This window comes from Geotalea uraniireducens Rf4, from assembly GCF_000016745.1.
Classification (GTDB): Bacteria; Desulfobacterota; Desulfuromonadia; order Geobacterales; family Geobacteraceae; genus Geotalea; species Geotalea uraniireducens.
Map to the genome: position 1 here is coordinate 4,952,074 of NC_009483.1, position 12,348 is coordinate 4,964,421.

Genomic DNA, 12,348 nt, shown 5'->3' on the forward strand with positions numbered 1-12,348 from the left:
CTTGTCCGCTTCGCCTGCTGATTTTGTCCGGCCGCTTGGCCGTCCGTCCGGTAGCAAGCAGTAAAACATTCCCTGCCGCCCCTGAGAGTGATTAACTTTATTCAGCCGATATCGCCCCAGTAAAACTGCAGAATTGACAGTATAATGATACCTGCAGTTTCAGTTCTGACGATCCGTTTACCAAGTGAGAGGGGAATAAAACCGCATGCAGATGCGGCGGCCGCCTCTTCAGCAGTAAGCCCCCCCTCGGGGCCGACAAGCACGGCGATGCTTTCCGGAATGGGAAGTCCGGACAGGGTTTCCTTGAGCCGGTTCCCCTGCTCTTCCTCCCAGAGCAACAGCTTAACAGAATGTTGCGCTGCCTGCAATACTTCCGACAGGTTTTCAGCCAGCGTCACCTGCGGGACTGTCCGCCGTTTTGACTGCCGCGCAGCCTCCGTTGCTATGCGTCGCCAACGCTCGATACGTTCCATGCCACGCTGATGCGTGACTTTGGCAATGGATCTTGCGGCCGTAAAGGGCACTATCTCTGCGACACCCAACTCCGTGCATTTCTGGACGATAAATTCCAGTTTATCCCCTTTCGGCATCCCCTGGTAGAGAGTGATACGCGGCCCATTATCTCCCGTTGGCGCCGCCGGCCCCTCCTCCACCCTGATTTCGAGGCTTTTGGCTCCGACTGCGGTAATAACGCCGGTGCATTCCCTCCCCGCCCCATCGGCCAGGATTACGCTGGTCCCCGCTTTCAGGCGCAACACCTTCGCCATGTGCCGGAACAGATCTCCGCTGACCGTAACCTTGCCGTCGTTGATGATACTGTCAGCGAGGATGAAGCGTCGCACCTATTTGCTCTCCAGGCGGAAACCGAGACAGCTCCATTCCGCTTCGCGACGGCGTTCAATCAGGGAAAGACCAAAACCGCCAAAACCGTTGATGACGAACTCTTCCTTCTCCGTCAGGATGCCCGACAATACCAGATAACCACCTGGCGCAGTCCTGTCGACAAGTTCCGGCGCCAGTCGCACCAACTCTTCGGCGAGTATGTTTGCCAGGACGATGTCGTACCTCCCCGGCACATCCTGAAGAGCGGTGGTCGATACGGCAACGAGAGGCAGCGCATCGTTGAGCGCCAGATTTTCCTCCGCCACCGAGACGGCATCGGCGTCTATGTCGATGGCCGTTATCCGCTCGGCGCCCAGCTTGGCAGCCGCGATGCTGAGCACGCCGGAACCGGTGCCCACGTCAAGAACCGTGACCGGGTCGAGGTGCTTCCCATCCCCATTGTACGGCCCCTCGCCGTAGAAAATCATCTCCAGCACTTCCAGACACATCTTTGTCGTTGGATGGGCGCCGGTACCGAACGCCATGCCTGGGTCCAGCTTCAGGACAATATCACCCTCGCCGGCAGCATATTCCTCCCAAGTCGGCTTTATCACCAGTCGTGAGCCGATGCGGACGGGCTTGAAGTACTCTTTCCAGTTGTTTGCCCAGTCCTCCTCCTTGATCGTAGCCACCACAGGATGCTTGAAAACAAACCCGGCAAAAGCAGAGCCATGGGCATGCAAAAAGGTCTCAATAGCGTCAAGCTGGCTGCCAAGTGGAGAGTCACCGTTAAAATAGGCCTTTACCGTTTTTACAGGTGAATCTTCTACCGTTTCCAGGGAAAAGGTATCGAGGGCAAGATTTTCGATGCTGACGCCGTTCCCGGAAAGTTCAACGAGAAAATCCGACAAGAGGTCCACCATAGCCACAGGAACCTCGCAGGAAATCTCAGCCCAAAGTGTTTTCATAAATTCTTCTCCTGGCAACAAATATAAATGCAAGGCTAAACTACCAGAATATATAAGGCAATAGCAATAAAAACCTTGACAAAACAGGAAATCTGAGGTGTAATTTTCATTAAAATTATTTCGGAGTACATGCCACCATGTCCGCAGCAAAAAGATCCATTCTTGCCTTTGTTGAGAGCAAGCGGGAAGAGCTGACAGCAATAGCCGAAGAGCTGTACCGACACCCGGAAACCGGTCTCATGGAATTCAAGGCGTCGGCGCTACTGGCCGAAATACTGGGTAAAAATGGGTTTGTTGTGGAACGCGGCATTGCCGGACTGGAAACGGCTTTCCGTGCCAGCATCGGCACTGCCGGACCAAGCATAGCCATACTGGCCGAAATGGACGCGCTCCCGGAAATGGGCCATGCCTGCGGCCATAACATTATCGCTGCTGCCGCAGTAGGCGCCGCCCTCGCCCTCCGCCATGTCCTGCCGCAGGATGCCGCGCGTATCATCGTTCTCGGCACGCCTGCAGAGGAGTTGGGCATAGGCAAGGTTGAGCTGGTCAGAAAAGGGGCGCTTGACGACGTGGATTTTGCCATGATGGTTCATCCTTCATCAAAACGGCAGGTCGTCAAAATGTATCTGGGCCTTGCCAGAGTGCGTTTCACCTTCCTCGGCAGGCCTGCCCATGCGGCGGCCTATCCTGACGAAGGAATAAACGCCCTGGATGCCGTCATCCAGACTTTTAACGGAATCAATGCATTGCGTCAGCAATTGCGCCAGAACGTACGGGTTCACGGCATCATTACCGAGGGAGGGGTCGCGCCCAACATCATCCCGGAAAGGGGGGGATGCTACTTTTACGTCAGGGCTGACGATCTGGAAGAGGTAGAAGAGGTAAAAAAGCGGGTCATCGCCTGTGCCCAAGGGGCAGCCCTTGCCAGCGGCTGCCGCCTCCTGGTGGACGAGGATGAGAGGGTATTGGCGCCGCTCAGGATCAACCGGGCCTTTTCCGCACTCTACTCCTCACAGCTCAGCTATTTGGATCTTCAGGAATCGACCGCGCCAGCCGATAAAAATAAAGGCTCCTCCGATATAGGCAACGTCTCGCAGGTCGTGCCAACCATCCATCCCCATGTCCCCATTGGTGACGGACTTCATATTCACAGTGAGGATTTTGCCAGGGCAACGGTCTCCGAGAAGGGGAAGGAAGCTGTCTTGGAGGGGGCCAGGGCAATGGCCCTGACAGCGACGGAACTGATCGCCTCCACCGAATGGCAGCAAAAAATTATCAAAGAATTCAAGTCGGGATGATTTATTTTTTTGCGTAACGTTAAAATCATGGTATATATTTAATGAATTTCCAGGACACGCCGATACGCTATATATAAATACATGCTTTGAGCAGGATGATTACTATGCAGCGGATATATCTTCTCTCCGACGCAACGGGAGAAACAGTCGAAAGGGTGGTACGCGCCGCCTTGACCCAGTTCAAGAATGTGGATGTGAAACTCCACCGGATGAGCCGCCTGCGGACGCGTGAAGATATCAGCCTGGCCCTTGATGAAGCAGCAAAACAACCCGGCGTTATTTTCTACACCCTCGTTGACAACGTACTTGCACAATACTTGCACAATGAAGCAAATCTGCGTGAGCTGGAAGCGATTGACCTGATAACTCCCCTCCTTTTCAAACTGGCGAGCCTGCTCGGAATACCGCCGCAAAAGGAGCCGGGGCTGCTCTACCAGCTCAACACCGAATATTACAAGCGAATGGAGGCGGTCGACTTCACCGTCAAGCAGGACGACGGCCAGGAACCGAGAAATCTCTACAAGGCGGATATCGTTCTTGTCGGGGTTTCAAGGACCTCGAAAACCCCGCTTTCCATGTATCTGGCCCACAAGGGGTACAAAGTTGCCAATGTCCCCATCGTCCTCGGCATAGAGCCGCCCAAGGAACTCTATCAGGTTGAAAAGATCCGGGTGGTGGGACTCATCATCGATGCAAAGAGGCTCGTCGATATCCGGAGCGCGCGCCTGCGCAACATGCGGCAAAGCCCGCGCGGCAGCTATGCCGATTACCAGCGGGTCGAGGAAGAGCTGGATTACTGCCGCAAACTGTACCGAAAACACCCGGACTGGCAGGTGATCGACGTGACGAACAAGTCAGTGGAAGAGTCTGCTGCGGAGATTTTAAAGAGATACGACGAGGGTTTTCCTGACTGACTTGAATTTATGTCGCCCCATTTTCAGGACATGCAGAGCAAAATAAAATATCAACACAAAGAGAGGGAGTCATCATGAGAATTCTGGTAGTGGAAGATGAGAAAAAAGTATTGAGTTTCATCAAGCGCGGTTTGGAAGAAGAACAATATGAAGTCCTTACGGCAAGTGACGGCGAGGAAGGATTAAAAATGGCGCTTGATATGCCATATGATCTGATCATACTCGACTGGATGCTTCCCAAGCAGGATGGCCTTAGTGTGCTCAAGGAGCTGAGGAACCAAAAAAACGCAACCCCGGTTTTGATGCTGACCGCCAAGGATTCGGTTGAAGACATCGTGGCCGGCCTCGATTCCGGTTCGGACGATTATCTGACCAAGCCTTTCGCCTTTGCCGAACTTCTCGCCAGGGTCAGGGCACTGCTGCGCAGGAGCGAACAGGACCGGGGCGCCGAAATACGTTTCAGCGACCTGCGTCTTGACCCGGTAACCCACAAGGTATGGCGCAAAGACAAGGAGATTGATCTCACCGCCAAGGAATATGGGCTGCTTGAATACTTCATGCGCAACCCGCACGAAGTTTTGACCCGAACCATGATTGCCGAACACGTCTGGGATTACACCTTCGACAGCTTTACCAACATCATTGATGTTTATGTCAATTACCTGCGTAAGAAGATCGACCGTGATGCCGACAAAAAGCTGATCCACACTGTCCGAGGGGTTGGTTACATCCTGAAAGAGGAGGATTGATTAGTTGTTTTTCAGATCAATCCGTTTCACTCTGACGCTCTGGTACTTGGTAACATCGGCCGTCATTTTGCTGCTGTTCAGCACGTTTCTCTATCTGACCATCAGTAGTCGGCTCTTTGCAGAAGTAGACCGGGAACTACTGGCCATTGCAGAAGCAGTGGCCAGTCCCACCCTGGAGCCATTCCGCAACTCGGCGCCGTCAGTGCTGGACCAGGTACTGGAGGATTTCATCGGTCCCAAGTTCGCCGATAAATTCGTGCAGATATCCGACGCCAGTGGGCGGGTCTTTTCCCGTTCGAAAAACCTTCAACAGTTCCGCCTTCCTCTGGACAAACCGACCCTGCTGATTGCCGGCCTCGGCAAAAGCTCCTCTCAGACCCGGAAGGGACCACATGCTCACCGCATCCGCACCATTGTCTTGCCGGTCATGGCAGATGGCCGGCTTGAACAGATCGTCCAGGTGGGAGCACCACTCACTGGCGTTACAGAAACCCTCGACAAGATACTTCTTGTTTTAACCGTTTCCATACCGTCGTCCCTTCTTCTGCTCTGGTGTGGAGGGTGGTTTCTTGCCGGCAGGGCATTGAAACCTGTCGATCTCATCACACGGAGCGCACAGAAAATCAGCGCAGAAAACCTGAGCCACCGCCTGGAAGTGGTCAACCCCAACGACGAGATCGGACGACTGGCCGAGACCTTCAATCACACCCTTGACCGGCTGGAGAGCTCCTTTAATCGCACGAGACGGTTTTCCACCGATGTTTCCCATGAATTGCGCACCCCGCTGACCATACTTCGCGGAGAGACTGAAGTTGGCCTCCGCTGGTGCGGCAATCCCGATGAGTTTAAGAAAATCCTGCGGAGCAACCTGGAAGAAATAAACAGGATGTCGGATATCATCGCTCATCTCCTCGAATTGTCCAGGGCAGAAGAGGGGAAACTTACCCTTGATCTGAAACGGGTGGACCTGCAAGAGCTGCTTCAGAATCTTGTCCAGCAGACCAGGTTGCCTGCAGAGGAACAGAAGATAGCTATTGCCATGACCGGCAGCGGGCCGGTTTATGTATCAGGGGACATACTGCGGCTTAAACAGATATTCCTCAACCTATTGGATAACGCCTTGAAATTCACTCCGTACGGTGGTGAAATCCGTGTGCTCCTTGAACATGAACCTGGCTGGGCAAAGGTTTCGGTAATAGACTCCGGTCCGGGAATCCCCGAAAAAGACCTCCCTTATATTTTCGACCAGTTTTACCGAGTAGACAAGGCCAGGAACCGTAAGGACGGCGGCAGCGGACTTGGGCTCTCCCTTGTCAGGTCGCTCAGCGAAGCGCACGGCGGCAGGGTTGAACTGCAGTGCAACCCCGGCGGTGGCTGCGCCTTCACCGTTTATCTCCCGACAACACCCCCCTGATCCGGCATCGGAAATATGCTTCATGCGGTTGACAAAGAGAATTCCGATTATTATCTTTATACGGCAATTTTCTTAAGGAGGCATTCATGCGTAAACAATCTACAAAGATTTTGGCACTCGTCATCTGTTGCGTAACGTTGTCAGGCCTTTTTAGCGAAAGCGCTCCGGCGAAGGCCGTCACCCCGGATTTCGTCGAACTGGCAAAGAAACTTAAACCGACCGTAGTGAATATCAGCACGGCTAAGACCATAAAGCCGCAACGACGTTTTCAGCGCCCCTTCGGCACCCCTTTCGGTAACGACCCATTCCAGGATTTTTTTGATCGGTTTTTCGATGAATCTCAGCAACACCCCTATAAGCAGAAGAGCCTCGGCTCGGGTTTCATAATAAGCGACGAGGGGTACATCATTACCAACAACCACGTTGTGTCCGGTGCTGATGAAATCAAGGTGAAGCTTTCCGACGGTCGCGAATTTAAAGGTGAGATCAAGGGCTCCGATGAAAAGCTCGATCTCGCCCTGGTCAAGATTTCCGCCAAAGACCATCTGCCGGTCGCAACCCTGGGGGACAGCGACACCATTGAAGTGGGCGAATGGGTAATGGCGATCGGTAATCCGTTCGGTTTGGCACAGACGGTAACTGCCGGGATCGTCAGCGCCCAGGGAAGGGTAATCGGCAGCGGCCCCTATGACGACTTTATCCAGACCGACGCATCCATCAACCCCGGCAACTCGGGCGGCCCCCTTTTCAATGCTCACGGAGAAGTAATCGGCATCAATACCGCCATCATCGCCGGCGGACAGGGAATCGGTTTCGCCATTCCGGTCAACATGGCAAAGAACATCATTACCCAGTTGAAGGAAACAGGAAAAGTAACGAGGGGATGGATCGGGGTTTCCATACAGCCGATAACCCCTGAACTTGCCCAGTCATTCGACTTGGAGGGGGAAAAAGGCGCGCTGGTTGCCGAGATTGTCAAGGATAGCCCGGCCGAAAAAGCCGGCATAAAGACCGGCGACATCATCCTGGAGTTCAATGGCAAGATGATCCATGAGATGAACGAACTGCCTCGGCTGGTAGCGGCAACACCGGTCGGGAAAAAGGTTACGGTCAAAATATTGCGTGAAGGAAAATCCGAAGATGTTCCCGTGACCGTTGAACGACTCAAGGATGGAGAAGCGGGCGGGCAGCCGGGAATAGGACAGGACAGACTGGGAATGACCGTCAGGGCGCTGAACAAGGATCTGGCTGCCAGGATGGGGATCAAAGAGCAAAGCGGTGTTGTCGTGACGGAGATCAAGGCCGGCGGCAGTGCTGAACAGGCCGGGATCTCCATTGGGGACATCATCAGGGAAATCAACGGCGCCAGGATCGACAGTATCGGCGATTATGAAAAGGCAGTTACCGCACACAAGAAGGGCGGGGTAATACGTCTCTTGTTGCGCAGGGGAGAAAGTTCCCTCTTCGTGGCCTTCAAGGTCGAGTAGCAAAACCTTCCACCAACCACACATAAAAAAAACCCCGGCCGGTAAAGGACGGGGGTTTTTGTTTCTTCTGCGGTTTACCCGTTGATCGCCATCTCCGACATCGGCAAATCACTGCCGATGGCAGGCCCGCACCAACCGGATCTCTTCATAACTTATGACATCGGGGAGGCCGTCTTTGATCGCTTTCAGCGGACTGTTGCTCCCGACCTCCCTTATTTTTGCCTCGATCATCACCCTATGCCCGGCTGCGACCAGCCGGTCGATATCGACGGGTTTACCGGCCTGAATGAGCGCTTCCAGGTGGCCGACTACAGTAACTGCGGTCAGGCCGCGGCGGGCGGCAATCTCATCCTGATTCAGCCCCTCCTGATGGAGACGCCAGGTTTCCAGGTGGGTATCACTCAGCCCTTCCTTGACAGACGGCGCCTGCGGCACGCCGGCAAGCGGCGCCGGTGCAAGACCGCAATGCTCGCGAATTACCGCAAGAAAATCCGCTCCGTAGCGCCCCAGCTTGTGTACCCCCACTCCGCTGATGCGGAGCAGGGCCTCGGCATCATGAGGGCGCGCCAGGGCCATTTCCGCCAGGGTGGCGTCACCGAAGACGACGAAAGGAGGAACGCCGGCATCGTCCGCCAGTTGCTTGCGCAGGGCGCGCAGTGACTGGAACAACCCTTCGTCGTATGCTCCGCCCGTTGCGGTGGTACGCGGCGCATTTTTCACCGGTATCGCCTTGGCCCTCGGCCTGGCAAGAGTCAGCCTCTCTTCGCCGCGTAACAGCGGCCTGGCCTTCGCAGTAAGCTTGAGCACCGAATACGCGGCAAGGTCCTGCTCCAGGTAACCGAGATGCACGAGCTGGCGAAAAATGCTCCCCCAGATATCGGAAGAGAGTCCCCGGCCGATGCCGTAGGTCGAGAGCTTATCATGGCCAAGCGTCTGGATGCGCTGGTTGTGTGAACCGCGCAGCACATCGATCACGTGCCCCATGCCGAAGCGCTGTCCGACCCGGTAGACGCAGGAGAGCGCCTTCTGTGCCTCTTCCGTGGCATCGTACCGTTCGGGTGGCTTGATGCAGATGTCGCAGTTGCCGCAGTCTTCAGCCAGTGTCGCGCCGAAATAGCCGAGCAGCACCCGGCGGCGGCAGGTTACCGCCTCGGCAAAACCGACCATGGCGTTCAGCTTGTGCAGCTCGATCCGGTTCTGCTCCGCATTGCCGCCGTTTTCGATGAGGCTGCGGGCAACGGCAATGTCGCCGTAACCGAAGAGGAGCAACGCCTCGGCCGGGAGGCCATCGCGGCCGGAGCGGCCTGTTTCCTGATAATAGCTCTCGATGTTCTTCGGCAGGTCGTAATGGACCACAAACCGGACATTGGGCTTGTCGATCCCCATGCCGAAGGCCACGGTCGCCACCACCACCTGCAGTTCATCACGCTGAAACGCTTCCTGAACCCGCGAGCGCTCCCGGTCAGGGAGCCCGGCATGATAGGGGGCGGCTGCAATGCCGGCAGCAGACAAGCGTTCCGCCACCTCCTCCACCCGCTTGCGGCTCAAGGCATAGACGATGCCGGCTTCATCCCGCCCACGTCCAGCCAGAAACGTCGTCAATTGAACGAATGGCTTTTGCTTTTCCATGACCGTATAGCGGATATTGGGGCGGTCGAAGCCCGCCACGTGGCAGGCGGCCCCTTGCAGGCCAAGACGCTCGATGATGTCCCCCCTGGTCTGGGCGTCGGCGGTGGCGGTCAGGGCGATCATCGGCACCTGTGGGAAAAGCCGGCGGAGACGCCCGAGCTGCACGTATTCCGGACGGAAATCATGCCCCCATTGGGAAACGCAATGGGCCTCGTCGATGGCGAACAGAGCAATCTCCATCTCCTTGAGCCGTTCCAGAAACGGCTCCGACATCAATCGCTCAGGCGCCACGTAGATGAGGTCCAGCGCCTGGTTGTGCAGTTCAGCCAGCACTCGCCGCGCCTCCACTTCGCCTAGTGACGAATTGTAAAAGGCTGCGCGCACGCCGTTGGCACGGAGGGCATCCACCTGATCCTTCATCAGAGAAATGAGCGGCGAGACCACGATCCCGACTCCCGGCCGATGGAGCGCCGGGATCTGGTAACAGAGCGACTTGCCGCCACCGGTCGGCATGATGACGAAGGCATCGTCGCCGCGGATCAGTCCTTCAACGATCTCCTGCTGGGGCTGGCGGAAAGTGTTGTAGCCAAAGACCTTAAGCAGGGTCGCCTGTGGATTCTCATACATACTGCGTACTCCGTATAAAGCGGGGGAAATTGGTGCAGTTTCGTCTGTCTGACCCAAGTAACCGTCAGTATTCATCCTTAAGCTGTTTTTTAATGGTCGAAATCAAGAGTGCCACAACCAGGAGAAAAATCATGTCTTCAACACAGTTCCAGTACATGCGGGAGGTGCTGGTAAAGCTGGAATAATCGGAACCAATCCGCACACCCCCCGATGCCACGGCCATTGCAATTCCCCCGAACCTGCCGACATACCATGCCGCCAGGGCAATCGGAACCAGGTAAAAAATGAGCATCGAATAATCGCCGGTAATATAATCCGCGTAACCAACCAGGGCGACCAGCAGGAAGCACACCACAAGCACCAACCATTTGGGCAGTATGCCAAAAAACTTCCGCATGGGCGTTCTCCCTCCGTTAACGGCGATGTAACTGCTTATGATCTCTTTCTCGCATGGGCCGCCAATCTCCTGGCGATCCTGCCCATGATACGTTCTGTCACGTCCCGGAGGTACACCTTATCCTTCCTCCTCGCCCGATCCGTTTTAATCGGGGGATGTACCTCCACCAGGATGGTTCCGGCTCCCGGCCTCTTCTTCCCTTTCGGATAGACTGCGTAAGCACCCGATATGGTGACCGGAATCATGATCGCACCGCTTGCCGCAGCCAGCAGGGCTGCACCCGGCTTCCCCTCATTCGGCAAGCCGGTCCGGGTCAGCCTCCCTTCCGGAAAGATGCCGAGCACCCCTCCCTCCTTAAGGATAGATAGAGCCTTACTGATGGCTTCCTTGTCGTTTCCGCTCTGGGCAACGGGAATCGCCCCGCATTTCCTGACAAACCACCCGAGCAGGGGGTGGTGATAGAAGGCGTGATGGATGAGGAAATGGACCTGGCGCCTGGTACAGAGTGCCAGCAGCATGGAGTCGAAATAGCTGGAATGGTTTGCGCAGAGAATCACCGGTCCGGCCGCAGGAATATGCTCCACCCCTTTTAACCGCAGAAGATGGAACATGCGCAAATAGAGGGCAAAGATTATGCGCAACAGGCGATACACCGGCATCTATTCCACGACCCTTCCCATGTCAGCCTCAATAAATCTTGTCGAGTAGAAGCAGAAAAAAGCGGCCGCCACGACGGCAACCGGGGCGATAAGGAGTGCCGCCCTTATCCCCCACATGTCGGAGCAGAAGCCGAGAATGGTCGGAGAAACCGCATCCCCCAAGGCATGGATGAAAAAGATATTGACGGCAAAAGCAGTGGCCCGCAGGGAAGGCATGGTGACGTTGACGATCACGGTATTGAGCGGACCGGTGTTGAAAAACAGGAAAAACTCGGCGACGAAGATGGCCGCAAGCGAGGCGGGAAGGGACGGGGCGATAATGGCGAGGGCGGCAACGGGAGCCCCAATGACAAAACCCCAGCCTGACACAAGCAGATAGCCCTTGGAGCTTTTCAGCTGAAACCGGTCGCCGAGCCAGCCGCCGGCCAGTGTGCCGCCGATGCCGGCCGCCACCGTGATGGCGCCGAACAGGGTATTGCCCCGCGCCACATCCAGCCCATGTACCCGGTTAAAGAAAGAGGGAACCCACTGGGCCAGCCCCCCGAGGGCAAAGGTCATGGCGGCCATGGCCAGGGTGGTGGTAACGAACGAACGGTTTCTGAGCAAAAGAGCGAAGGCGTTGTCGACGGGCGGGTTACTGCCCGTAGTCGGGATATGCACACGGCCCAGCCCCGGCTCGCGGAGGAAGTAGACGGGAAGGGCCAGCAGGAGTCCCGGTGCCCCGACTATGAGAAAGGCGGCGTGCCAGCCGAGACCCTGGCCGATTACTCCCCCCAGGAGATAACCGAGTGCGCTGCCGACCGGTATCGCCAGGTAGAAATAGGCGAGAATCCGCCCGCGCCGCTCCTTGGGGAAATAATCGGCGATGAGTCCGGGTGAGACCGTGCCGAAGCTGGCTTCACCAACCCCGACCACGGTGCGGGCAGCCAGAAGTGTCCGGTAGCCCGGGGCGAAACCGGCAAGAGAAGTGGCCAGACTCCAGGTAACCAGACCGAAGGCGGCGAGGCGCGTCCTGCTGCCGCGGTCCCCCAGCCAGCCGAAGAACGGGGCGGAAACCATGTAGCAGAGCATGAAGGCGCTTCCCAGAAAGCCGAGGGCCGTATCGGAGAGGAGCAGGTCCGCCTTTATCAGCGGGAATACGGCGTAGAGCACCTGCCGGTCGATGTAATTGAGGAGGTTGACCGCCAATAGAAGGGCCAGGGCGTAGCGGGAGTAGCGGCGGTTTTCTGAAGCATCGTTCATCTGCGCTTTTACCTCGGAATGAAATGGCTACCGAAATTTCTACCAGAAAACCGGCGTGTTTGCTATTGAAAACTCGGACGTTCTTCACAGCGGCGCCTCTTGCAAGAAGTTGCAGGTGCGCTGCTCCTCCGAAATTACCTGT

General features: G+C 56.1%; 11 protein-coding genes. 5 read left to right on the forward strand and 6 right to left on the reverse strand.

Going from position 1 to position 12,348, the window contains the following annotated elements:
• Window positions 1-101: 101 nt before the first annotated feature.
• The gene (locus GURA_RS21810; protein WP_011941062.1) at window positions 102-842 is read right to left on the reverse strand and encodes a 16S rRNA (uracil(1498)-N(3))-methyltransferase; all 741 of its coding nucleotides are present in this window, start codon (window positions 840-842) and stop codon (window positions 102-104) included.
• The gene (prmA, locus tag GURA_RS21815) at window positions 843-1,790 is read right to left on the reverse strand and encodes a 50S ribosomal protein L11 methyltransferase (protein ID WP_011941063.1); all 948 of its coding nucleotides are present in this window, start codon (window positions 1,788-1,790) and stop codon (window positions 843-845) included.
• A 137-nt stretch (window positions 1,791-1,927) separates the two neighbouring features.
• Here prmA and GURA_RS21820 point away from each other — a divergent pair, with 137 nt between their 5' ends.
• The 5 genes from GURA_RS21820 to GURA_RS21840 all read left to right on the forward strand — a co-directional run bounded on the left by GURA_RS21820 (window position 1,928) and on the right by GURA_RS21840 (window position 7,652).
• The gene (locus GURA_RS21820; RefSeq protein ID WP_011941064.1) at window positions 1,928-3,088 is read left to right on the forward strand and encodes a M20 family metallopeptidase; all 1,161 of its coding nucleotides are present in this window, start codon (window positions 1,928-1,930) and stop codon (window positions 3,086-3,088) included.
• A gap of 95 nt (window positions 3,089-3,183) precedes the next feature.
• The gene (locus tag GURA_RS21825) at window positions 3,184-4,002 is read left to right on the forward strand and encodes a pyruvate, water dikinase regulatory protein (protein WP_407639323.1); all 819 of its coding nucleotides are present in this window, start codon (window positions 3,184-3,186) and stop codon (window positions 4,000-4,002) included.
• 74 nt (window positions 4,003-4,076) lie between these two features.
• The gene (locus GURA_RS21830; protein WP_011941066.1) at window positions 4,077-4,751 is read left to right on the forward strand and encodes a response regulator transcription factor; all 675 of its coding nucleotides are present in this window, start codon (window positions 4,077-4,079) and stop codon (window positions 4,749-4,751) included.
• 4 nt (window positions 4,752-4,755) lie between these two features.
• Complete coding sequence (locus tag GURA_RS21835) at window positions 4,756-6,165, forward strand: sensor histidine kinase (protein WP_011941067.1); 1,410 nt, start codon at window positions 4,756-4,758, stop codon at window positions 6,163-6,165.
• 86 nt (window positions 6,166-6,251) lie between these two features.
• Window positions 6,252-7,652, forward strand: a complete 1,401-nt coding sequence (locus GURA_RS21840) for a DegQ family serine endoprotease (protein WP_011941068.1) — start codon at window positions 6,252-6,254, stop codon at window positions 7,650-7,652.
• Window positions 7,653-7,760: 108 nt separating this feature from the next.
• Here GURA_RS21840 and recQ read toward each other — a convergent pair whose 3' ends face one another.
• The 4 genes from recQ to GURA_RS21860 form a co-directional block, all read right to left on the reverse strand.
• A complete protein-coding gene (gene recQ, locus GURA_RS21845; protein ID WP_011941069.1) occupies window positions 7,761-9,908 on the reverse strand; it encodes a DNA helicase RecQ in 2,148 nt (715 codons plus the stop codon).
• A 64-nt stretch (window positions 9,909-9,972) separates the two neighbouring features.
• Window positions 9,973-10,305, reverse strand: a complete 333-nt coding sequence (locus tag GURA_RS21850) for a hypothetical protein (RefSeq protein WP_011941070.1) — start codon at window positions 10,303-10,305, stop codon at window positions 9,973-9,975.
• A 35-nt stretch (window positions 10,306-10,340) separates the two neighbouring features.
• Window positions 10,341-10,964 carry a lysophospholipid acyltransferase family protein gene (locus tag GURA_RS21855; RefSeq protein ID WP_011941071.1) on the reverse strand — a complete coding sequence of 208 codons (624 nt, stop codon included), beginning with the start codon at window positions 10,962-10,964 and terminating at the stop codon, window positions 10,341-10,343.
• Window positions 10,965-12,206, reverse strand: a complete 1,242-nt coding sequence (locus GURA_RS21860) for a spinster family MFS transporter (protein WP_011941072.1) — start codon at window positions 12,204-12,206, stop codon at window positions 10,965-10,967.
• Window positions 12,207-12,348 lie beyond the last annotated feature (142 nt).

Bases quoted from the DNA above. Each gene is read 5' to 3' on its own strand.
- prmA (WP_011941063.1), bottom strand. From the start codon at position 1,790: ATGAAAACACTTTGGGCTGAGATTTCCTGCGAGGTTCCTGTGGCTATG.
- GURA_RS21820 (WP_011941064.1), top strand. From the start codon at position 1,928: ATGTCCGCAGCAAAAAGATCCATTCTTGCCTTTGTTGAGAGCAAGCGG.
- GURA_RS21825 (WP_407639323.1), top strand. From the start codon at position 3,184: ATGATTACTATGCAGCGGATATATCTTCTCTCCGACGCAACGGGAGAA.
- GURA_RS21830 (WP_011941066.1), top strand. From the start codon at position 4,077: ATGAGAATTCTGGTAGTGGAAGATGAGAAAAAAGTATTGAGTTTCATC.
- GURA_RS21840 (WP_011941068.1), top strand. From the start codon at position 6,252: ATGCGTAAACAATCTACAAAGATTTTGGCACTCGTCATCTGTTGCGTA.
- recQ (WP_011941069.1), bottom strand. From the start codon at position 9,908: ATGTATGAGAATCCACAGGCGACCCTGCTTAAGGTCTTTGGCTACAAC.
- GURA_RS21850 (WP_011941070.1), bottom strand. From the start codon at position 10,305: ATGCGGAAGTTTTTTGGCATACTGCCCAAATGGTTGGTGCTTGTGGTG.
- GURA_RS21855 (WP_011941071.1), bottom strand. From the start codon at position 10,964: ATGCCGGTGTATCGCCTGTTGCGCATAATCTTTGCCCTCTATTTGCGC.
- GURA_RS21860 (WP_011941072.1), bottom strand. From the start codon at position 12,206: ATGAACGATGCTTCAGAAAACCGCCGCTACTCCCGCTACGCCCTGGCC.